This window comes from Heyndrickxia shackletonii (assembly GCF_001420715.1).
GTDB classification, from domain to species: domain Bacteria; phylum Bacillota; class Bacilli; order Bacillales; family Bacillaceae_C; genus Margalitia; species Margalitia shackletonii.
In genome coordinates this window covers 940365-962047 of sequence record NZ_LJJC01000004.1, presented here as the reverse complement: position 1 = coordinate 962047, position 21683 = coordinate 940365, and the positions used below count along the sequence as shown (strand labels likewise).

15 protein-coding genes and 2 pseudogenes are annotated in these 21683 nt (G+C 37.9%); 5 read left to right on the top strand and 12 right to left on the bottom strand.

Annotated features, from left to right (window positions below; all coding sequences use genetic code 11):
* Nucleotides 1-74 precede the first annotated feature (74 nt).
* The 4 genes and pseudogenes from AN964_RS27595 to AN964_RS04665 all read left to right on the top strand — a co-directional run bounded on the left by AN964_RS27595 (nt 75) and on the right by AN964_RS04665 (nt 3713).
* Nucleotides 75-1772, top strand: a pseudogene (locus AN964_RS27595) (sigma-54 interaction domain-containing protein).
* Nucleotides 1773-1879: 107 nt separating this feature from the next.
* Nucleotides 1880-2143, top strand: coding sequence for a (2Fe-2S)-binding protein (locus AN964_RS04675; RefSeq protein ID WP_055738589.1), 264 nt, complete (start codon nt 1880-1882; stop codon nt 2141-2143).
* A 6-nt stretch (nt 2144-2149) separates the two neighbouring features.
* A complete protein-coding gene (locus AN964_RS04670; protein ID WP_055741139.1) occupies nt 2150-2515 on the top strand; it encodes a (2Fe-2S)-binding protein in 366 nt (121 codons plus the stop codon).
* On the top strand, nt 2508-3713 hold the full coding sequence (locus tag AN964_RS04665) for an NAD(P)/FAD-dependent oxidoreductase (protein ID WP_055738588.1): 1206 nt from the start codon (nt 2508-2510) through the stop codon (nt 3711-3713). Before AN964_RS04670 ends, AN964_RS04665 begins: the two co-directional genes overlap by 8 nt.
* Nucleotides 3714-3774: 61 nt before the next feature.
* On the opposite strand, the gene AN964_RS04660 is transcribed toward AN964_RS04665, so the two are convergent.
* From AN964_RS04660 to AN964_RS04635, 6 genes and pseudogenes are all read right to left on the bottom strand, one after another.
* Nucleotides 3775-4740 carry an ABC transporter ATP-binding protein gene (locus AN964_RS04660; protein ID WP_055738587.1) on the bottom strand — a complete coding sequence of 322 codons (966 nt, stop codon included), beginning with the start codon at nt 4738-4740 and terminating at the stop codon, nt 3775-3777.
* The gene (locus AN964_RS04655; RefSeq protein ID WP_055738586.1) at nt 4733-5761 is read right to left on the bottom strand and encodes an ABC transporter ATP-binding protein; all 1029 of its coding nucleotides are present in this window, start codon (nt 5759-5761) and stop codon (nt 4733-4735) included. Before AN964_RS04655 ends, AN964_RS04660 begins: the two co-directional genes overlap by 8 nt.
* 32 nt (nt 5762-5793) lie before the next feature.
* Nucleotides 5794-6726: an ABC transporter permease gene (locus tag AN964_RS04650; RefSeq protein WP_152982352.1), complete on the bottom strand. Its 933-nt coding sequence runs from the start codon at nt 6724-6726 to the stop codon at nt 5794-5796.
* 2 nt (nt 6727-6728) lie between these two features.
* Entirely contained in the window at nt 6729-7658 is a 930-nt protein-coding gene (locus AN964_RS04645) for an ABC transporter permease (protein ID WP_055738585.1), read from the bottom strand.
* Between the two features lie 146 nt (nt 7659-7804).
* Nucleotides 7805-9436, bottom strand: a pseudogene (locus tag AN964_RS04640) (peptide ABC transporter substrate-binding protein).
* Nucleotides 9437-9517: 81 nt separating this feature from the next.
* On the bottom strand, nt 9518-11362 hold the full coding sequence (locus tag AN964_RS04635; protein ID WP_055738584.1) for a M3 family oligoendopeptidase: 1845 nt from the start codon (nt 11360-11362) through the stop codon (nt 9518-9520).
* A 481-nt stretch (nt 11363-11843) separates the two neighbouring features.
* Here AN964_RS04635 and AN964_RS04630 point away from each other — a divergent pair, with 481 nt between their 5' ends.
* Nucleotides 11844-12914: a M24 family metallopeptidase gene (locus AN964_RS04630; RefSeq protein WP_055738583.1), complete on the top strand. Its 1071-nt coding sequence runs from the start codon at nt 11844-11846 to the stop codon at nt 12912-12914.
* 136 nt (nt 12915-13050) lie between these two features.
* On the opposite strand, the gene AN964_RS04625 is transcribed toward AN964_RS04630, so the two are convergent.
* The 6 genes from AN964_RS04625 to AN964_RS04600 all read right to left on the bottom strand — a co-directional run bounded on the left by AN964_RS04625 (nt 13051) and on the right by AN964_RS04600 (nt 21667).
* Nucleotides 13051-14532: an aldehyde dehydrogenase family protein gene (locus AN964_RS04625; RefSeq protein WP_055738582.1), complete on the bottom strand. Its 1482-nt coding sequence runs from the start codon at nt 14530-14532 to the stop codon at nt 13051-13053.
* 184 nt (nt 14533-14716) lie between these two features.
* The gene (locus tag AN964_RS04620) at nt 14717-15826 is read right to left on the bottom strand and encodes a M24 family metallopeptidase (protein WP_055738581.1); all 1110 of its coding nucleotides are present in this window, start codon (nt 15824-15826) and stop codon (nt 14717-14719) included.
* 321 nt (nt 15827-16147) lie between these two features.
* Nucleotides 16148-17491: a purine-cytosine permease family protein gene (locus tag AN964_RS04615; protein WP_055738580.1), complete on the bottom strand. Its 1344-nt coding sequence runs from the start codon at nt 17489-17491 to the stop codon at nt 16148-16150.
* A 52-nt stretch (nt 17492-17543) separates the two neighbouring features.
* Nucleotides 17544-17873, bottom strand: a complete 330-nt coding sequence (locus AN964_RS04610; RefSeq protein WP_055738579.1) for a cupin domain-containing protein — start codon at nt 17871-17873, stop codon at nt 17544-17546.
* A gap of 15 nt (nt 17874-17888) precedes the next feature.
* Nucleotides 17889-19622 (bottom strand): hydantoinase B/oxoprolinase family protein, encoded by a 1734-nt coding sequence (locus tag AN964_RS04605; RefSeq protein WP_055738578.1) that lies wholly within the window; start codon nt 19620-19622, stop codon nt 17889-17891.
* Between the two features lie 2 nt (nt 19623-19624).
* Nucleotides 19625-21667: a hydantoinase/oxoprolinase family protein gene (locus AN964_RS04600; RefSeq protein WP_055738577.1), complete on the bottom strand. Its 2043-nt coding sequence runs from the start codon at nt 21665-21667 to the stop codon at nt 19625-19627.
* Between the last annotated feature and the right edge of the window lie 16 nt (nt 21668-21683).

Sequence of the window (21683 nt, the reverse complement as noted above, 5' to 3'; positions counted from 1 at the left end):
ATCTTCAGGTCATTCGTGTAAAATATTTTATATACTGTCTTAATTCTTATACAGTTTTAAAAGGAGGGATTGGGATGAATGAATTTTTACCTTCAATAACAGAATTCATTAGAAATGATTTTCTCATTTTCGAGGAGAATCAAGATATTCAACTTCTGAATAATTACGACTGTGTTATCCAACGTAAAGAAGATCACTTTTTTTACTTAACCTCACTTCAAGAATGGAAGCCATGCCTTGTAATAAAAGAGCAGGTGCTTCCAGACATCTCTAAACTTATAAAACTGTTGCATAAAGATAGCATGATTATTATTGAAAATGAGAATCAAAGTGTAGTAGGCTACATTTCACTTTACTCATTTTGTACAAAGCTTCTTTATAAATATCAACATTTAGCAGCCTATTTTCATACGATTTTACAAACCATCGACACCTCCGTAACAGCTATTGATGAAAACGAGATTGTAAAAGTTTGGACAAAACAAGCGGAAGAAATTTTTTCGTATTCACAAGAAGAAGTAATCGGGAACCCCATCACTAAATTTTTCAAATTAGAACATTTACAAATTATCGATACCTTAAGGACAGGACGAACGATATCAAAACATTAACATCAGGCACGTGAAGATTTAATTGTCCTAATAAACGCGGCACCAGTATATCTAGATAAAAAAATTATTGGAGCCGTTGTTTCCGAAACAGATATTACAAGACATGTTCGTCTAAATCAGGAATTGTTCTATATGTCAGAAAAAATGCATGATCTTGAGAAAAAATATCGTAAACTGGCACCTTCGAATGATCCTTTTCAAGCAATAAAAGGAAATAGCCGCGGTTTAGAAAAAACGATTGATCGGGCGAAAAAAGTGTGCACTACGAAGGCACCTGTTCTATTACTTGGTGAAAGCGGCGTTGGAAAGGAAGTGTTCGCAAAGGCCATCCACGAAGTGAGAGAAGGTAAAGATGCACCTTTTATCGCAATTAATTGCGGAGCCATCCCTGCCTCGTTATTTGAAAGTGAATTATTCGGCTATGAAAAAGGGGCATTTTCAGGTGCTGATTTGCGTGGAAAAAAAGGAAAAATCGAAATGGCACGCGGTGGGACTCTATTTTTAGATGAAATCGGTGAAATGCCTTTAGATCTGCAAGTGAAGTTATTAAGGGTATTACAAGAGAAACGTTTCTTCCCTATTGGAGGAACAAAGGAAGTATTAGCTGATTTTCGTATTATTGCGGCCACCAACCGAGATTTACAAGCGATGATCCATGAAAGCAAATTTCGAGAAGATTTATATTATCGCTTAAATGTCGTAAATATTAATATCCCTCCGTTACGAGAACGAAGAGAAGACGTAATCGAACTTAGTCACCACTTTTTTCATGAGTTTTCCCTTCGATATGAGCGACCTATTCATAGCATTCCTCAACAAGTTATGCAAGATTTGCTCCAGCATGATTGGCCGGGGAATGTTCGTGAGCTTCGAAATGTCGTGGAAAGATTAGTTGTCTTTTCAAGTAACGGTGAAATTAAACGGGAAGATCTTCCTTTCCATAATGATACAAGTAAACAAACAGGAATTCCTTTTCATAAAGAAAATCCCTTTTCTAACCATTACCAAGGAATACCTTTAGCAGACCAGCTTGAGCAATATGAACGGAACATTATTTTAGAAACATTAAAACAAGAAAACAATAATAAGCAAGCTACCGCGCAAACGTTAGGTGTATCACGAGCAACCTTGTATAATCGTATGAAAAAGTTGAACATTTAATCTAAAACAAAAATTCTCGAAAAATATTAACCTTTCTATATGAATCCTTTTCATTTTTGGAACAATTCTTGCATGTATATCAAAAGAATGAAAAGGAGGAATAGCGAATGGACTCATCGTTGATTATTTGCAGATGTGAAGAGGTGACTCTCGGGGAATTAACAGACACAGCTAAACAATATCATTGTTCTGCAAGGGAGCTAAAATTAAGAACAAGAGCAGGAATGGGATTTTGCGGTGGTCGTACATGTCGTTTTGCTATTGATGCCATTATGAAAGAAATAAGTGGACAAGAAAATCAAGATTCTATTCCCTTAAAATATCAGCCGCCTGTTAGACCAGTATCCTTTGGTGAATTAGGGGGCGAATGAAAAATGATGAATGAATATCGAATTATCGAGCATCCTGTACTTGGCTCTTTAACGGACCGAAAAAAAGTAACTTTCCAATTTGATGGTACAACTTATGAAGGGTATGAAGGCGAGACGATTGCTGCAGCTCTTTTGGCAAATGGGATTCGAACTCTTCGCGTCCATGAGGAAAAAGGAACCCCAAGGGGAATTTATTGCAATATTGGACATTGTTTCGAATGTCGGGTTAGTGTAAACGGTGTTCCAAGCAAGCGTGCATGTTTAACTGTAATTGAGCAAGGGATGGATATTGAAAGCGGCAAACAACTACCTTCACCTGTCAAGGAGCTTTCCAAGCATCTTGAAAAGGAAGGAGGAAAATTTCATGTTTGATGTTGTTATTATCGGAGCTGGACCTGCCGGATTATCCGCTGCTAATATTTGTCGTGAGTATCAATTGAAAGTCGTGGTTGTGGATGAATTTATCAAACCCGGTGGGCGACTTCTTGGTCAACTTCATCAAGAACCGGATGGAACCTGGTGGAATGGAATCGAGGAAGCAAAAAAGCTGTCTTCCCGTGCCGAACAACTTGGAGTTGATATTCGTTGCGGGGTTTCCGTACATGATATTAATAACCAAGATGGTATATGGTCTATTCATACAAATCAAGAAACCTTTAGAGCTGCTAATCTATTATTGGCAACTGGAGCAGCGGAAACCCCAGTACCCATCCCTGGTTGGACACTGCCGGGAGTAATGTCCATCGGTGCGGCTCAAGTCATGGCAAATGTCCATCGCGTACGAGTCGGTAAAAAAGGAGTGGTTGTAGGAATTAATGTGTTATCTGCTGCTATCACTCGCGAATTGCAGCTTGCGGGAATCGATATTGCATGTATGGCGCTCCCTGCTGTTAATCACATTACAAAAGATGCTGGGCATCCAGAAAAAGTGATGGAATCCCTTCTTCGTATCTCTCATCTTGCTCCTTCCGCTTTTATTCGTATGGGGAGTAAATTGGTAAAATCCAGTTGGATGCAGGGTCTTGCCTTGAAATTTCTTCCGAAAAAAGGGATTAAAATGTGGGATATGCCCATTCATTTGAAAAAATGCGTAACTCAAATTAATGGGAAGAATCAAGTAGAATCTGTGACCATATGTGATGTACGACCGGATGGGACCATAATAGAAGAAAGTGCTCAACAAATGGAGGTAGACTTTGTCTGTATTGCTGGAGGTCTTTACCCGCTTGTTGAACTTGCGGCTATTGCCGGCTGTCCATTTCAATTCATTCCTGAATTAGGCGGACATGTACCAGTGCATAATGAAAAAATGGAAACGATGTTAGACGGACTTTATGTTGCAGGGAACATAACAGGAATTGAGAGTGCAAAAGTGGCAATAACACAAGGAAATGTGGCCGGTTTCTCCATCGTAAACCGTGCTTTCCCAAACAATAAAGAAACCACCGAACATTTGCGTGAAGCAATTCTAAACGTACATACAACCAGAAACAACGCGAGCATTCAATTTCATCCGGGAATAACGGATGGACGCGAAAGGTTAGAAAAAGTTTATCAAGAAATTTCCTAATCAAAAACATGGGGACGATTCTTCTTTCCTTAAAGGAAACAAAAGAACCGTCCCTCTGTTTTCAGTCATATAAATGACATGCGACCCAATGATCATTCCGTACTTCTTGCCATTGCGGTCTAACTTTAGAGCATATATCCATAGCAAGTGGACACCTTGTTCTAAACCTGCACCCACTCGGCGGATCTATTGGACTCGGCAATTCCCCTTTAAGTACAATCCGCTCTCTCTTTCGTTCTGTTATTGGATCAGGATGTGAAATGGCTGATAAAAGCGCCTGTGTATATGGATGTAGTGGCTCTTTATACAATTCTTTACTTGAAGCAATCTCTACCATATTGCCAAGATACATTACACCAACTCGATCACTTATATGTTTAACCATAGATAAATCATGAGCTATGAATAGATAGGTCAATCCTCGTTCTCTCTGAAGCTTTTTCATTAAATTTACAACTTGTGCTTGTATGGAAACATCTAAGGCAGAGATTGGCTCATCGGCAATAATAAGTTCAGGATCGACAGCCAATGCCCGTGCAATTCCTATCCGTTGGCGTTGCCCCCCACTAAATTCATGTGCATAGCGATTCCCATGTTCTTCATTTAATCCAACCACTCTTAATAATTCATTCACTCGTTCTGTTCTTTCTTTGTTACTATTAAATAATCCATGAATGTCCATTCCCTCTGCGATAATGTCTTTAACCGTCATCCGTGGATTTAATGATGCATAAGGATCTTGAAAAATCATTTGCATGCTGCGTTTAAATTGTTTGATGTCTTGCTTCGATTTATTTTCATTCACCTTTTTTCCTTTAAAAACTACTTCTCCTCCAGTTGCCTTATAATAATTGATAATCGTTCTCCCAACCGTTGATTTTCCGCACCCTGATTCTCCTACAAGACCAAACGTTTCTCCTTTATAAATATCAAAGGAAATTCCATCCACTGCCTTTAAACTGACCTTTCTTCCTTCTTTAAAGTGTTTCTTTAAATCTTTTATTTCAAGTAATTTTTCTTTATTCACTTATGCTCCCTCCTGCCATGACAGTTTCAGATTGTTTGATACTTTGTGCTTCTTTAGTAAGCAGCCAACAAGCTGTTTTTTGTGTATCAGAGAGAGTCGTATATTTCGGCATTTCATCCGCACATATATTCATTGCGTGAGAGCAGCGAGCAGCAAAGGGACATCCCTTAGGTGGATCTAATAAGTCTGGAGGAGATCCAGGTATTGCCAACAGTTCTTCATCATTATCGGCATCTATTTTAGGCATAGATGATAACAATCCCCATGTATAAGGATGTTTGGATTGATAAAATATTTCATCCACTGTACCCGTTTCAACTACAATTCCACCATACATGACAACCACACGTTGTGAAGTTCTTGCCACTACCCCCAAATCATGGGTAATTAAGATGATGGACATGCCCATATCCTCTTGCAAATCTTTCATTAAATCAAGAATCTGTGCCTGAATGGTAACATCCAGTGCGGTTGTCGGCTCATCCGCTATTAACACCTTTGGATTACACGCAAGTGCAATGGCAATCATGACACGTTGACGCATCCCCCCAGAAAATTGATGGGGATACTGATTAATTCGTTTTTCTGGATTCGGAATTCCAACCAATCTTAATAATTCAATACTTTTTTCATAAGCTCTTTTTTTATTAAGTTTTTGGTGCTTGATTAATCCTTCTGAAATTTGACGCCCCACCTTCATTGTTGGATTTAACGATGTCATCGGATCCTGGAAAATCACTCCAATATCCTTACCACGAATTTTTTCCATCTCCATTTCCGATTTTTGAATGAGATCTTCTCCGTTAAAGATGATGGATCCACTCTCGAATTTTCCAGGCGGCATCGGTATCAATTGAACAATGGATTGTGATGTGACACTTTTCCCCGATCCAGATTCACCCACAATAGCCAATGTCTCTCCTTTATATAAATCAAAGCTTACTCCTCTGACGGCCTGAACTTTTCCACCATACGTTTCAAAGGATACAGCTAAGTCTCTCACTTCTAGAATTTTATCCATAATCTTCTCCCCTTTATTTTTTCAAATGAGAACTATTTACGTTCTTTGGGATCGAGTGCATCTCTCAATCCATCACCAATCGAATTAAAAGCTAACATTGTGATACAAATAAAGAAGGATGGGATAAATAATTGCCATGGATAACTCTCCATAGCTGGCAGACCCTCATTAGACATCGTTCCCCAGCTGGCTAAAGGTGCAGGTACCCCTAAACCTATGTAGCTTAAAAAGGCTTCCGTAAAAATAGCAGATGGAATGGTTAATGTTAATGTAACAAGAATCGGTCCCAATGTATTTGGAACTAAATGACGAAACAATATTCGAAAACGACTAGCACCTAACGTCTGTGCAGCCATCACATATTCCTCTGACCTTAACCTCAATACTTCTCCACGAACAATTCGCGCCATATTGACCCAACCGGTGATAGTCATTGCTAGAATAATAGTGTGCAATCCTTGAGGTAATACTACTAATAGTAAAATAACGACTAATAAGTAAGGAACTCCATATAAAATATCTGCTATACGCATGATTACTTCATCTACTTTTCCTCCAAAATATCCAGCAGCGGAACCTAATAGTACGCCTATTATTAAGTCAATAATGGCTGCAGCCAAACCAATAAATAACGAGATTCTAGCACCAAACCATACCCTGGAAAATACGTCACGACCTAATTGATCCGTTCCAAACCAATGCTGTGCTGAAGGTGGTTTATTGGCACTCATTAAATCATTGGAATAATAGTTGTGACCAGAAATAACGGATCCAAAAATCGCCATTATGGCTAATAGCGAGATGGTTATAACCCCAAAAAGGGCTAACTTATTCTTTTTAAACCTGCGCCATACATCTTTCCAATATGAAATACTAGGTCTAGCTATTTTTTCAGCTACTGCATTATCTCTTGAAAGCGGCTCATACCTTCGATTTATTTGCATGATTTTTCCTTGTTCCTGCATGATCAATTCCCTCTTCCTGATATTTTAATTCTTGGATCAATAAACCCATAAACTAAATCAAGAGTAAATACACATGCCAATAACAAAACACTATAAAAAACCGTCATCCCCATGATTAATGTGTAATCCCGATTGGTGATACTCGTTACAAACTCACTGCCTAATCCAGGAATAGCAAAGATTTTTTCAATAATAAAACTACCAGTTATGATGGAAGCTAATAGTGGTCCTATAAAAGTAACGACAGGCATAATGGCATTTCTAATCGCATGACGATAAGTCACTGCATAACTTTTCAACCCTTTTGATTTTGCTGTACGAATGTAATCTGCCTTGAGTACTTCAAGCATGCTTGTTCGCATTAAGCGCGCAATGAAGGCTAATGCGATCATGCCAAGTGAAATGGCTGGTAGGATGGAATGTGCAAAGGTATCGAAACGGGCAACAGGTAAAATCCCTAATTTCATTGAAAAGATATATTGCAGAAAGGATGCAAGTAAGAAGCTTGGTACGGAAATTCCAAGTACGGCAATCACCATCGCTGCATAATCAGCTATTTTATTATGGCGAAGCGCGGCTATGACTCCTAACAGTACTCCAATACTTACAGCAAAAAGAATGGCTTCTATTCCGAGCATAAAAGAGGTGGGAAATCCACGGTTAATAATATCGTTCACACTTTGCCCTTTATAATAAAACGAAGGGCCAAAGTCCCACTTCACTACATGTAATAAATAAGATCCATATTGTGCATACCACGGGTCATTTAAACCATAAGTTTCATTAAGCTTGGCTTCAATTTCCGGTTGCAATTTTTTCTCAGCGGCAAATGGTCCACCTGGCGCCGCTTTCATTAAGAAAAAGGTGACAGATACTATAACGAATAGTGAAACAAGAATAAAGAATACACGTTTTAGCAGGTACTTAATCAAATGAAAACACCTCCAAATAACTTATAACCCATAAAAGGCTGACCAAAAGGATGATCCTATGAAACAACGTAAAAGTTTTATACAGAAAGTTGTTCGTTAGGAAAACATCCTTTTTTTTGGTCTGCTATCTTGTCTTTAAAGATTTATCACTTAATATACGCCCACTTTAATTGAATGAAACCATTGCGAACGACAATATCATGAACATAATTTTGTTGGACATATGCACTCATATAGTAATAGATTGGTAATATTGGCATTTCATCCATTAAGATCCCTTCGGCCTGTTTTAAAAGTTCTTTGCGTTTAACCGCATCTGTCTCTGTAGTAGAGGCCTTCATGTATTTATTAAATTCCGGATTGGTCCAGTTCGTATAATTATCGCCACTTAGCACTTGATAGGTTTCTAAAATACTATAGGCATCCGCAACCGTAACACTATTTCCCAAGCGCCCAACTTGATAGTTTCCAGCTGCAAGCTTATCTAAATAAACGCCCCATTCATTATTTTCAAGTTTTACATTGACACCAAGATTCTTTTTCCACATATCTTGGATAGCTTGAGCAATTGCTGCATGTTCATCAGATGTATTATAAGACAAGGTAATGGCAGGGAAATCTTTCACACTGCTATATCCAAGTTCTTCTAAACCCTCTTGTAATAATTCTTTTGCTTTTTTAATATCATTGTCTTTAAAATATGGTTTTGCATCATCCCAAATGGTAGGAGATACATACGTCATTGCTGGTACTTCACCGGCTTTTGTTATGTTTTCAACAATAGCTTTTCGATTGATGGCATAAGTAAATGCTTTTCGAATATTGGCATTGTTGAAAGGCTTCTTTTTGGTATTAAAGGTATAATAATAAGTACCTCCCATATATTCCGCCTTCAACTCACCTTTTTGCTTAAGTGCCGGAATGGCAGTAAGAGGAAGTTTACCACTTGGATTACCTGCAAAATCTACCTCACCTTGCTGATACATCTTATATTCGGTATTTGGATCATTGATAATTGGCATATTAATCGTTTTTAATTTAACAGAATTAGCATCCCAATAACTTTCATTTTTCTTAAAGACAATCTTGTTCTTATGGTCTCATTCCGTCATTTTAAATGGTCCATTTGTTACATAATTATCGCCAGCTTCCAAAGCCCACTTAGGATTTGTTTTTGCTATCTTTTCATTAACCGGATAGAAGTAGGCGTTCGCTATTAATTTAGTAAAATAAGGTACAGGATATTTTAATTGTACTTCTAATGTTTTATCATTGATTGCCTTAATTCCCACTTGATCTAAAGAAGCCTTTCCTTTTTTCGCTTCTTCCGCATTTTTAATGATATAAAACAGGTAGGCATTAGGTGTATTTGCGTTATTGGGATCAATTTGATATTTCCATGCGTATTCAAAATCCCCCGCAGTAACTGGATCCCCATTCGTCCATTTAGCACCATCACGGATGGTAAAGGTATACTTGGTTTGGTCCTTCGATACTTGAATATCAGATGCCATTGCTAGTTCTGGTTCGCCTTTAGGATTCAATCGAGTTAAACCATCAAAAATTTGATCCAGTACAATGATAGATGTCACATTGTTTACCTCTGCAGGATTCAGTGTTGGCGGCTCGTCAAAAAGGCCAATATTTAACACTTGGTCACGTGAATGCCCGCCATTATTATTTCCTGAAACACTTTGTTTTCCTGACGATGAACATGCTGCCAGTAACATACTTGGTATGGATACTAACAATAATAAACTCACTAACCATTTTTTCATTCATTTATCCCCCCGAATTGTGGGACGTTTCTTCTGTTTACTTTAAGAAACAAAAGAAACGTCCCTCTGTTCTCCCCCGCTTTACTTTGACATCAGTTGAAAACTCTCTTCCAATTCATCCACTATGGATCCAACTTTAGCAATGGCTTTTCTTAGACTTTCAGTGGTAGACATGTCAATACCCGCCATTTTATATAAGTCGAAACCATTCATATTTCCACCTTGCTTCAATACTTCAGTCCATTGTTTCCCTGCACTTTGTCCTTCTTTTTGAATCCGTTCTGCCATGATGGTGGAAGCAGAAATACCGACGGAGTAGGTAAAAGGATAAAGACCCATATAATAATGAGGTTGGCGCATCCAAGTCAGTTTTGCCCCTTCATCCATTTCTACCGTATCACCCCAGAACTCGGACAATATGGAACCCTTTGTTTCACTTATGATGAATGTAGAAAGTGGTTGCTTGTTTTCAGCTAAATCATACAGCCTTCTTAATAACTCCGCTTCAAGCACATGGGTAACACAATTGTGGTGATAACTCATCATTAAATACATATTTAACCATCGTTTTAGTCTAGGATCATCTCGGTTTTCTTTTAAATAATTGACAACAAGTTGTTCTACCAATGTGGATGGTGCTTCAACAAATAATTGTGATTGTGTATTATTAATAAAACGTTGATTTTTCATGGATAGGGAATAGTGCAAGGTATGGCCGAGCTCATGTCCTAAAAGGAGCATGTCAAATAGGTTTCCGCCCCAAGGGTAAAATGAATATCCATGTACTCCATGAACTCCTCCTCCAAATGCAATCATTCGTCGACCTACGTTATCACCTCGATAGACCCATCTTTCGGAAAAAACACGTGCCATTTCATTTTGATATTCAGGACCTAACACTCCAACTGCATCTGTTATAATTTCTCCTGCTTCTTTATAGCTAATAGGAGGATCAAATTCCGGATCTAATGGTGCTTTTACATCTGAAAATAGTAGTTTGTCTAATCCCAATTGTTTTTTCCTTAATTTTGCATAACGTTGCATGTGCGGGGATAGTTCATTTCGAAATGTATCTAAAATATCTCCAAAAAATTGAGATGAGACACCATCCCCAGAATAGAAATTGTCCGCTAATGAAAATTGAAGTAGCATATCTTTGGCAGATTCATAGCCTCGGAGTTTTGCTAAAGAAATATTTTTATTTACTTCACTTATTAATGATTTTGCCAAGGTATGTTGATATGTTTTCAAACCGTTTGATAAGGAGCGATAAGCATTACGACGTAGGACAGTATCTGGAGAAGTTTCGATTTGAGTGAAATACATGTGTATAGAAACAGAGAATTCCTTCCCATTTCGATCTTTGACTGGCTCAAATTTCATATCAGAAGAGGTAACAGCGTGATATATTACTTCTGGTGTACGCAATGTTTCTGACATTGTCGCTAATGCCATTTCTATATCCGGAGATAGTACTTTGTCACGAACTTGATCAAAACGGTCTAGAAATCGGCTAAATTCATTTAGCCCATTCTCCTCTTTCTTCCATTGATCAATTTTGGCTATGTCGAGTTGAGATAATATGTCATTGGAGAAATTTGTTGCTACCTGTCTTCCTTTTGCCACTAGGGATAATGAACGTCCCATCATTGCCTGATTTTCAGCATCCGATTCATCCTCCGAGAATTTATACATTGCATAGCTTGATACCCGATTTAATTTTTCTTGTAATTCATCATATCGTTTCAAACTATTAAGTAAGTTTCTTGCACTAGAAAGAGTTAACGTATCATTGCCTAATAACAAATCGTCTATTTTCTTTTCAAGTGCTAAGAAAGACTGTTCCCATTCATCCACTGATGCAAATATTGGAGTGAGATCCCAAGTTTCTTCTTCTGGAACATCTTTTCTCAAAATTTGGCCCATAGATAAAACTCCCCTTTAATGTTTTTTTACTTCTTCATTCATTATCAATGCAATATATATGCCAACTTTCTATCAGAACAATAAAAAGGTATGTTTTTTCCCGCCTTTTCCTAGTCCCGTTAACCATTTATAAAAAAAGAACAAGTTTTTTAAAGTAAGATAACTTGTTCTTAGATGAAACAATAAATATAAATACTCTTTTAAACGACGCTGTAAAAGTCTGATTTGTAATAAAGGAGGAATTGGGCTACTTCTAAACAGCTATGATGAACAATAAATTAATTGTAAATTTTGTTATACATTAGTTATGTGTTTTCTAACTTTTTAGAATTTTATGTCTAATTTTATAAACAAGCAATAATGTCATCATGTTTAGACAAATATCTTTAAAACATATTGGTATGGAAATTGCACATAAATAATAGCGACAGAGAATAGTTTCAACATGTTTATTCCAATTAGATCGAGGGAGGAGAAACTTATGAAGAAATTGGAAAACCTTCGGGGAACTATTAAGAAATTAGATATTGATGGTTTAATAGTAACAAATCCATTTAATCGTCAATATTTAACGGGTTTTACGGGAACAGCCGGAATGGTTTTAATAAGTCAAACGGAAGCTAAATTTTTAACAGATTTCAGGTATAATGACCAGGCAAAAGAAGAAGTAAAAGATTATGAAGTGATTATTTGCAAAGGCTCTGAAACTTTACTAAAAAGTGTTTTTGATCAAATTAATAGAATGGACCTTTGTACGGTGGGATTTGAATCTACCGATGTTAGTTTTGATCTATACTCACAATTCGAGAAGAACTTAGAGATAAGGATGAAACCGACAAAAAGTATTATTGAAGAAATGAGAATGATTAAAACAGATGAAGAAATTCAAAAGATTAAAACAGCTGCGGAAATTACGGATAAAACATTTAAGCATATCCTAACATTTATTAAACCCGGCATAACAGAGCTCGATTTATCTCATGAAATAGAGTATTTTATGAGAAAACAAGGAGCAACTACCAATGCCTCGGCAAGGATCATTGTTGCATCTGGTTATCGTTCGGCTTACCCACATGGTGGAGCAAGTAGTAAAGTGATTGAAAATGGCGATATAATTACTTTTGATTTTGGTGCTCAATATCAAGGATATGCTTCTGATATGACAAGAACTGTTGCTGTTGGTGAACCTAATTCCAAGTTAAAAGAAATCTATCAAATTGTATACGATGCTTTAGAACTAAGCCTTAACACACTACAACCAGGTATGAGTTGCCGTGAAGGGGATGCAATTGCAAGGGATTATATTACTGCTAAGGGCTATGGAGAGTATTTTGGTCATGGAGGTGGCCATGGTATTGGATTGGAAATACATGAGGATCCATATTTCTCTAAATCTTCAAAACAAGTATTAGCACCTGGAATGGTTGTAACAGTGGAACCAGGTATATATATACCTGGACTTGGAGGTGTACGGATTGAAGATGATGTGTTAATAAAATCAGATGGAATAGAAATATTAACACATTCGCCTAAAGATCTAATCATCATTTAAAACGGTAACATAATTTGGCCGTAAACCTACACAATATAGGTTTACAGCCTTTTTTATTTTCAATAGAATCAGTGTTTTTTACTGTTTTGGGAGATTTAGATTCCCGCCTGTTCCCCAGGTTAAAAGACGCAACTTTTTATTTCAATGTAACCCAAATACTCTTCACTTCCGTATAGTTTTGCAATGCATATGACCCCATTTCTCTACCGACTCCAGACTGTTTAAACCCACCAAATGGCGAAGCAGGGTTTTCAATATTATAATCGTTAATCCAAACAGTACCAGCCTTCAATTTATTAGCTACATAATGGGCTGTTTTAATATTCTCTGTCCAAACTCCTGCCGCTAAGCCATACAAAGTATCATTTGCTCGCCGAATTACTTCCTCCACTGTATCAAATGGCAGCACGACTGCAACAGGTCCGAAAATCTCCTCACGTGCAATTACCATGTCATCTGTTACATCTGCAAAAATGGTTGGCTCTACAAAATACCCTTTGCTAAATGGCGCCTTTCCACCGGCAGTAATTCTTGCTCCTTCTGCTTTTCCTTTTTCAATATAGTTCAAAACACGTTCTTGTTGTTTTTTCGAAACAAGCGGGCCCATTTCACTCGTGGATTCGATTCCTGGTCCCAATTTTACTTGTTTAGCCATTTTAGATAGTTCTTCTACAACATAATCATAGTGTTTTCGGTGAACGAATATCCGTGAGCCAGCACTGCAATTTTGACCATGGTTATACATAATACCATTAAACGCAGCTGGAATAGCAGCAGAGAGATCCGCGTCTTCCAAAATAATATTTGGAGATTTCCCCCCAAGTTCAAGTGTCACATGTTTAATTGTATCAGCAGCTTTTCGCATAATCGATTTTCCGACGACTGTAGAACCAGTAAATGCTACTTTATCGATATCCGGATGGTTCACAATCGCTTCCCCAGCCGGATCACCAAAGCCAGGTACAAAATTCACTACCCCATCTGGAAATCCTGCTTCTTTAAACAATTGTGCTGCATAGAGTAAGGATAATGGTGTTTGCTCTGCCGGCTTCAGGACAACTGTGCATCCTACCGCAAGAGCTGCCCCAAGTTTCCACGATGCCATTTGCAATGGATAGTTCCAAGGAATGATTTGACCGGCTACCCCTACTGGTTCATGTCGGGTATAGTTTAAATAGTCTGGCGAAATAGGAATTGTTTGGCCCATCACTTTCGTTGCCCATCCCGCATAATAACGAAAATGTTCAACAGTTCCCGGAATATCATCTGATAAAGCAACATGATAAGGTTTTCCATTATCAAGTGCCTCAAGTTGTGCTAGCTCTTCCTTATGAGCATCCATTAAATCTGCTACTTTATAGATAATATGCGCCCGTTCTGCCGCACTCATTTGCGGCCATGGCCCTTCTTCAAATGCTCGACGTGCCGCCTTTACCGCAAGATCAATGTCCTCTTTTTGCGCTTCGCTTACAACCGCTAAAACCTCTTCCGTTGAAGGATTTACCGTTTCAAACGTCTTCCCACTTACTGAAGGAACAAACTTCCCATCGATAAACAAACCAATAGTCCCTTTTAAAAACTCCTCTACCCTTGGCTTTAATGCTACTTGAACAGTCAAAAAAAGCACTCTCCTTCCATTTATCTCATTTATATTTATTGCAAGAATTATGCCAAAAATAAATTATAATAATACAACACTAGTTCTTTTTTAAAGATGCAGAATATGTTTATTTTTTTGTACACTGTATAAAAAGATAGACTTTTATTAAACATATATTTTCGAAGGGAACTTCGATAATACACTAAATAGATAAATTTTCTTTACTTGATTTTACAACTTGCAATTCTTTAGGAAATTGAGTTAAAACTTTGCAGCCATTTTCCGTAATTACGACATCATCCTCAATTCGAACCCCGGTAACATCATTAATATAAATACCCGGTTCAATCGTTATAACCATTCCTGGTTTTAAAATCCCTTCATTTTGGTCGGTAATGGATGGTGCTTCGTGGATATCTATGCCTAAACCATGTCCAATTCTATGCGGAAAATAATCTCCATATCCTGCATTTGCTATTATCATACGAGATGCCACATCAAGATCTCCCATGCGCTTATTAGGTTGACATGCTTGTATCCCAGCTTCATTTGCCGCTAAAACAATCCCGTATATTTTCTTTACCTCCTCTGTCACATGGTCAAATACAACTGTTCGCGTAATATCTGAGCAATACCCTTTATATTTCACACCCAAATCAAATAAAGCTACATCCCCTCTATTTAATTTTTTCTCTCCTGGGACTCCATGTGGATTACTAGCATTTTCACCAAATAAAACGGTCGGTGCAAACGACATTTCTCGAATCCCCTGTTGCTTTAGGGAATATTCAATCTTAGCCATCACTTCTATTTCTGAAACGCCTTCTTCCAATGCCTCAATTCCGAATCTTACTGCCATATCTGCGTAAATAGCTGCCTTTTGTAAATTTTCGACTTCCTCTTGATTTTTTATCAGACGCATACTGTCCAGTTGTTCATCTAGTGATGAAAGTTGCAGGGTGGGATGAATGTCTACTAGATGTTCAATATAGGAGTAAGATATTTTGTTTTTTTCCACTGCTATCGTTTTTACTTGTTCAAGGCACTTCTTTACAAGATTCCAAACATTATCTGTATCAATATAGCTTATAATCTCGTATTTCCAGCCTGCCTCTTTCACCATTTGTACTTCCATCGCCGGAGTAACAATAAGCGGATCCCCATTTTGAAAAACAAAAATACCAATAAATCGTTCATGAGGATCATAATCAAAATCGGATAAATAAAAGATATTATGTCTTGATGTAATAAGTCCGCAGTCAATTTGCTGAGATATTAAAAATTGCTTCAGGGTTTGTAGCTTAGTGTTCATTTGTTATTCCTCCTCCACAAAAGGGAATTTATTATTTGCCATAGCGTTAACTATATCTAAAAAGACATCATTCATTTCCTCCCTTTCAAATTGAACCATTTACATAAGCTGTGAAATAGTTCTTTATATTTGGTCGAACCAAAATGAAGCTATTTCACCTCCATAATTTGTTTCAAAAACCTATCGTAGTAACATGCAATTTTAATGCCAGATTTACGATAAATAAAAATATTATTTTTTTGTAATGATAATTTCTAACAATAAAAAAACCCCGATTTCCCGAGGTTTTAAAAAGTGATAGAATATATTTCGAATAATCAGTCATACAATCTTTTCGCTTTCCATTCTATTTTGATCTAAATGAACTTCTGTAAAATGATCTGGTTTTACTTTTGCTTTGATCTTCATTGCAACCCAATAAATGAATGCTGAAATGATAATGGATTGAACTGCTGGCAACCCAAATTCGTAAACATATTGCGTTAAATACCCAACAACCGTACCGGCAACCAGCGCAATAGTAGCCATCCAATTCCAGCCCTTGTGATCGACAAATTGCTGCTTTCTAATCAGGAAAAAGTCAGCCATCATAACACCGCCAATAGCTGGATATATAAGAGCTGTTAAATATAAAAAGTCTGTAAAATAATCTAGTATACCAGCTAATGCAATAAAAATGGCAATGATTGTGCCTAATAATGTAAGCAGTGCCCTTCCTTTTCCTGAATTGATATTGAACATATTGGCCAGAGCTAGTCCCATACTATAGTTATTGACCAACTGACTAGTCCAGGTTGCAAACCATAAAACTAAAAATCCCCAGAGTGGAAAGCCTAATTTCAACATAACATTGACAATGTCCGCATCTCCAACCCCAACGGACATAATGGAGCCCACATAAAATAATGGGAAACCAACTGCTACAATGCCTAATGGAATTAGAATATTATCCTTCCATTTTGGTTTTGCATACCGGGTATAGTCGGAAGCAATTACCCATTGTGAAACATTTGCCCCAATAACTAGGCTAATTGCGGCTAAAAAAGTGATTTTTGGTTCAGGATGCCAAGAAGTGATTTTGTCAAAGCCGGTATTTCTAAGTGCATAGAAAATACATCCTACAATAAGTGCTAATCCTGCTGGAACGGCAATATAATCAGTCCACTTCATTGAGGAATATCCAATAATAGAAGGTATCGCAAATATTAATCCGGCAATTACAGTGATAACTGCCCATAATCCCCATTGTTTTTCATAATCAACTCCAAACATTGCGGAGATTGCATTTCCTGCAACAGCGGTCTGTAAAGCCCACCATCCTAGGGAAACAATAAAAATCGTTAGTCCAACAATAAAACGGGCTTGCGCTGCCCCAAAGCTTGATCTGGCAATGACGGAAGAAGATCTCCCCGTTTTTGCCCCAATATAGCCTTGAATGCTATTTCCTATCCATTGGAAAAAAATTAACCCAATTGCTAATATCCAAAAGATATTACCCATTCCATAGGATCCACTTAAAGTTGCACCAATCATTAAAACTGGGATAGTAAATTCTAGACCACCAAAAATCATGGCCGGTGTCATCCAATGCTGGCGTTGTGCTAACGGAACCGCTAATAAGGCTTCATCTTTACCAACCGACTTCATTCCTTTTGCATCTTCCATTTACATTTCCCCTTTTATTTGATGCTCGTGCCCTTTGGCACGAGCAAATGAATTATTTATGCTTCACCAATGCATAGACAATTTCACACGGTTCTTCCCCTTCATTTAATGCCCAATGTTTTTCGTTTGCAGGAATAAATGTTGCACTTCCTTTGGCTACCTTTTTCATTTCCTCATCTCCGCTTTGGGTCGTCATACATCCTTTTAAAATATAAGAATATTCGTCTTCATCATGACAGGATAATCCCTCTTTTGGTACTCGTTCCCCCGGCGGGACGGTAACATACCCCATTTTTACAACGGATTCGTTATCAATATGTTGAAATAGAATATGATTCGTTGCTTCATTGTTAAATTCTTTCGTAACCTTTGAAATTTTCATTTTCAAAATCCTCCTTTAGTTTTTTCTTTTGTTCGTTTCTTGATATTCAAAGGTGGATTCATTGACCAAAACACCGTAAACTTCTTCGGCCTGTGCTACCGTTATATAGCCGTTTTTCACATCTTCTGCCACTTTCTTTGCTGGGCGATTAAGTGGATTTCCATATCCACCGCCTGTGGCTGTCATAAGCTTGATTACATCCCCTTTTTGAAGAGGGTACCGCGGAAATACACCATATGGTCCATCCACCTCACCATTGGATTTTTCTACAAAAAATTGATTGGTGGAACCATTATGTCCTTCGTTAAAGCCCCATGGTGGATTGATATGTCGGCCATAGGTAATAGTTGCAGCTTGTCCGTCTGTCATAGCACGGTAGGAACGGATTACTCCTTTCCCTCCATTGTATTCTCCTGCACCAGCACCATCGATACGCAAGCTATATTCATCTAACATAACACCATATCTTGTTTCTGCTACTTCAACTGGTACATTATAGGTTTCTCCATCGCCAATACAAAATTGGCCGCTGGCTCCGTCTTGCCCTTCGGCAGCTCCCCACCCACCAACCGATGGTTCAACAATAAGAAATGGTTCATTTGTATCCTGATGCAAGCCGGATAATGTAACACTGCATACAGATGTTAAATGTCCCGCTGATAAACGTTCTGGTAAATACGGAGCCAATGCTTTCCATATCAAGTCAGCTCCGACAAGCATAGATTCAAAATAGTTAGAGACAGGTGCAGGACGCTCAGCCGACAAGATGGATTTTTTATCTGTAATCACTTTTAATGGGCGGAATACACCATCGTTCACATCTTGTGACGGATTGGTAATCGCAAGGAAGATGGTTCGCACAGCAGACGTTAATCCAGTCAGTGAACAGTTAATAGATCCCGGAACTTGCGGGTGACTTCCACGGAAATCACAAATAAATTCATCCTCTGTAATGGTTACCTTCACTTTTAGTTTGAAGGGGCCATTTCCCATTCCATCTGAATCAACATAATCCTCCGCTTCAAACGTTCCCTTTGGTAATTTACCAAGCTCAATTCGGGAAAGCACTTCGCCATGATTTAAATATTGCTCAATGGATGCAAGCACAACTTCCTTTCCATGTTTATCGCATAGTTCTCTCACACGTTTATCACCCGTTTTAAGTGCGGCTACTTGCGCCCACATATCTCCTAATGAAAGATCCGGAAAACGAACATTTGACTCAATAATATCGACAATGGCTTGGTTCACTTTCCCTTCTTCAAACAACTTTACACAAGGAAATTGCAAACCTTCTTGGAAGATTTCCGTGGAATCATTTGTGAAAGAACCAGGATCCTTTCCTCCTACCTCTGTCCAATGTGCTTTATTTGCTGAGAATGCCACAATTTCACCATCATGAAAAATCGGCATCACAAGACCCACATCAGAAAGATGAGAACCTCCGCCTTTGTATGGGTCATTAATAATAATAATGTCGCCAGGCTTTAGATCCTTTTCACCATATTTATTTAACGTTTCCTTTACCATAAAAGTAAGCATTCCGATAAATCCAGTTACACCATTTCCTTGCGTCAGTAAATTTCCTTTCGCATCTGTTAATCCGCTGGCATAATCTAAAACTTCATAAATAATCGGACTCATAGATGTTCTGGCTAAAGCAATGAACATTTCATCTCCAATAGCAAGTAAAGAATCTTTGACAATTTCCAATGTAAATGGATCAATTTTTTTAGTAGCTGTCTCCATTTTTATTCCACCCCCGTATCGATGATAAGATTTCCGTATTCATCTACTTGCAGTGATTGACCATCATAAATAACGGTTACTGAAGCTTTTTCTTCTACAATTGCAGGACCTTCCATTCGTTGCATTGTAGGAATACTATCTCTATCATAAATATTGGTATCTACCCAGCCTTTACCTTCAAAATATACGGGTCTTACTTCTTTTAAGGCTTCTCTCAAATCACTTGTTATAAATTTCTTTTCTAAACTTGGTTTTTGGACTTGTCCAAATGCCGTTAAGTGCATATTCACGATTTCTGTTTGAGCATTCTCAAGCTTAAACGAATAGTTTTTCTCATGTAGTTGGTGGAATCTTTCGATAATTTCGAGTATAGTTTCTTCCTTCCAATCATCATTCGGCACCGGTACTTTTACTGTATGTTCTTGGCCAAGGTATCTCATATCTAGGAATCTTGTAAATAATACAGATTCCTTTTGAACATCCTCTTGCTCAAATTGAGCATAAGCTTTACATTCTAAGTTGATCCAGTTTTGATTAAGTACACCAACATCCACTTCACTTAGGCGCTTAATTTGCGTTTGAATATAATCATGTCTTAAATCCGTCATTAACATTCCCCAGGCAGAGAACACAGGTGATGCAACTGGTACAACGACCTTCTTTACTCCTAGTTCCTTCGCAAGTGCGGCAGCATGCATGGATCCCCCTCCGCCAAAGGCTACAAGAGTAAATTCACGCGGATTGTACCCTTTACGAATGGAAATTAGTTTCAGTGCATTAAGCATATTGGAATTTGCAATACGAATAATGCCCAAAGCACCTTCTTCGGCAGACATATTAAAATGATTGGAAACTCTTGTTTGAATTGCTTCTCTTACTTTCTTCATATCTACTTCATAATCGAAATTCTTTGGTGAAAGTCTACCTGTTAATAGATTTGCATCTGTCGTAGTTGGTTCTGTACCGCCCTGTCCATATGCAACGGGACCTGGTAGAGCCCCGGCAGAGTGAGGTCCTACTTTTAATGAACCAGCTTCATCAATCCAGGCAATGGAACCTCCGCCATTTCCAATTTCTACGATGTCCACAACTGGTGTTTTGATAGGGTATCCAGCATGACGACTGTCACGCTCAATATAATAATCGGTGGATACTTTGACCTCTCCTTTTTCTATAAGCGAACATTTTGCTGTTGTACCACCGATATCAAAGGCAATAATATTCTTTTCTCCAATAATTTCTCCCAATACAGCTGCACCATAAATGCCAGCTACAGGTCCTGACTCCACCATATTGATTGGAAGTTCCTTCGCCTGTTCAAATGTCGTTGTTCCGCCATTAGACTGCATGATATAATTGTTACTTTCAGTCTGTTGCCCATTTAGCTTATCCTGGAGCTTATTAACATAAGATGTCGCAATTGGTTTTACATAGGCATTTAAAACCGTGGTATTTGTTCTCTCATATTCACGCCATTCCTTTGTTACTTCATGAGAAGCTGTAACAAATACTTCTGGCCACAGTTCTTTAATATATTGCACCGTTTCTTGTTCATGTAAAGGGTTTACATAGGAGTGAAGGTATGAAACCGCAATTGCTTGAACACCTTCGCTTTTAAAAAAGGAAATAATATCACTGATTTGATCTTTATTTAACTCTATTAATACTTCCCCTTTATAGTTCATTCTTTCTTCTACTTCCTGGCGTAAATACCTACTAACAAAGGGTTCAGGCTTTTGATAGCGTACATTAAACAAGTCAGGCCGGTTACCACGGGCTATCTCTAATACATCTCGGAATCCTTTTGTTGTAATAAGTCCTGTTTTGACTCCTTTTCTTTCTGTCAGTGCATTAATAATAACGGTTGTTCCATGAATGAAAGTTGTAATGGACTTTTGATCAATTCCGCTTTTTTCCATAACATCCATGACGCCTTGTTCAAAATAAGGGGGCGTTGTATGACTTTTCGCAACACCAAAGCGACCACTATTATCGACATACACTAAATCTGTAAACGTACCTCCAATATCTGTAGCAACTCTCATGAAACTGCTCCTCTCA

Coding starts and splice junctions, on each gene's coding strand:
- AN964_RS04675 (WP_055738589.1), top strand. CDS start 1,880: ATGGACTCATCGTTGATTATTTGCAGATGTGAAGAGGTGACTCTCGGG.
- AN964_RS04670 (WP_055741139.1), top strand. CDS start 2,150: ATGAATGAATATCGAATTATCGAGCATCCTGTACTTGGCTCTTTAACG.
- AN964_RS04665 (WP_055738588.1), top strand. CDS start 2,508: ATGTTTGATGTTGTTATTATCGGAGCTGGACCTGCCGGATTATCCGCT.
- AN964_RS04655 (WP_055738586.1), bottom strand. CDS start 5,761: ATGGATAAAATTCTAGAAGTGAGAGACTTAGCTGTATCCTTTGAAACG.
- AN964_RS04650 (WP_152982352.1), bottom strand. CDS start 6,726: ATGCAGGAACAAGGAAAAATCATGCAAATAAATCGAAGGTATGAGCCG.
- AN964_RS04635 (WP_055738584.1), bottom strand. CDS start 11,362: ATGGGCCAAATTTTGAGAAAAGATGTTCCAGAAGAAGAAACTTGGGAT.
- AN964_RS04630 (WP_055738583.1), top strand. CDS start 11,844: ATGAAGAAATTGGAAAACCTTCGGGGAACTATTAAGAAATTAGATATT.
- AN964_RS04620 (WP_055738581.1), bottom strand. CDS start 15,826: ATGAACACTAAGCTACAAACCCTGAAGCAATTTTTAATATCTCAGCAA.
- AN964_RS04615 (WP_055738580.1), bottom strand. CDS start 17,491: ATGGAAGATGCAAAAGGAATGAAGTCGGTTGGTAAAGATGAAGCCTTA.
- AN964_RS04610 (WP_055738579.1), bottom strand. CDS start 17,873: ATGAAAATTTCAAAGGTTACGAAAGAATTTAACAATGAAGCAACGAAT.
- AN964_RS04605 (WP_055738578.1), bottom strand. CDS start 19,622: ATGGAGACAGCTACTAAAAAAATTGATCCATTTACATTGGAAATTGTC.
- AN964_RS04600 (WP_055738577.1), bottom strand. CDS start 21,667: ATGAGAGTTGCTACAGATATTGGAGGTACGTTTACAGATTTAGTGTAT.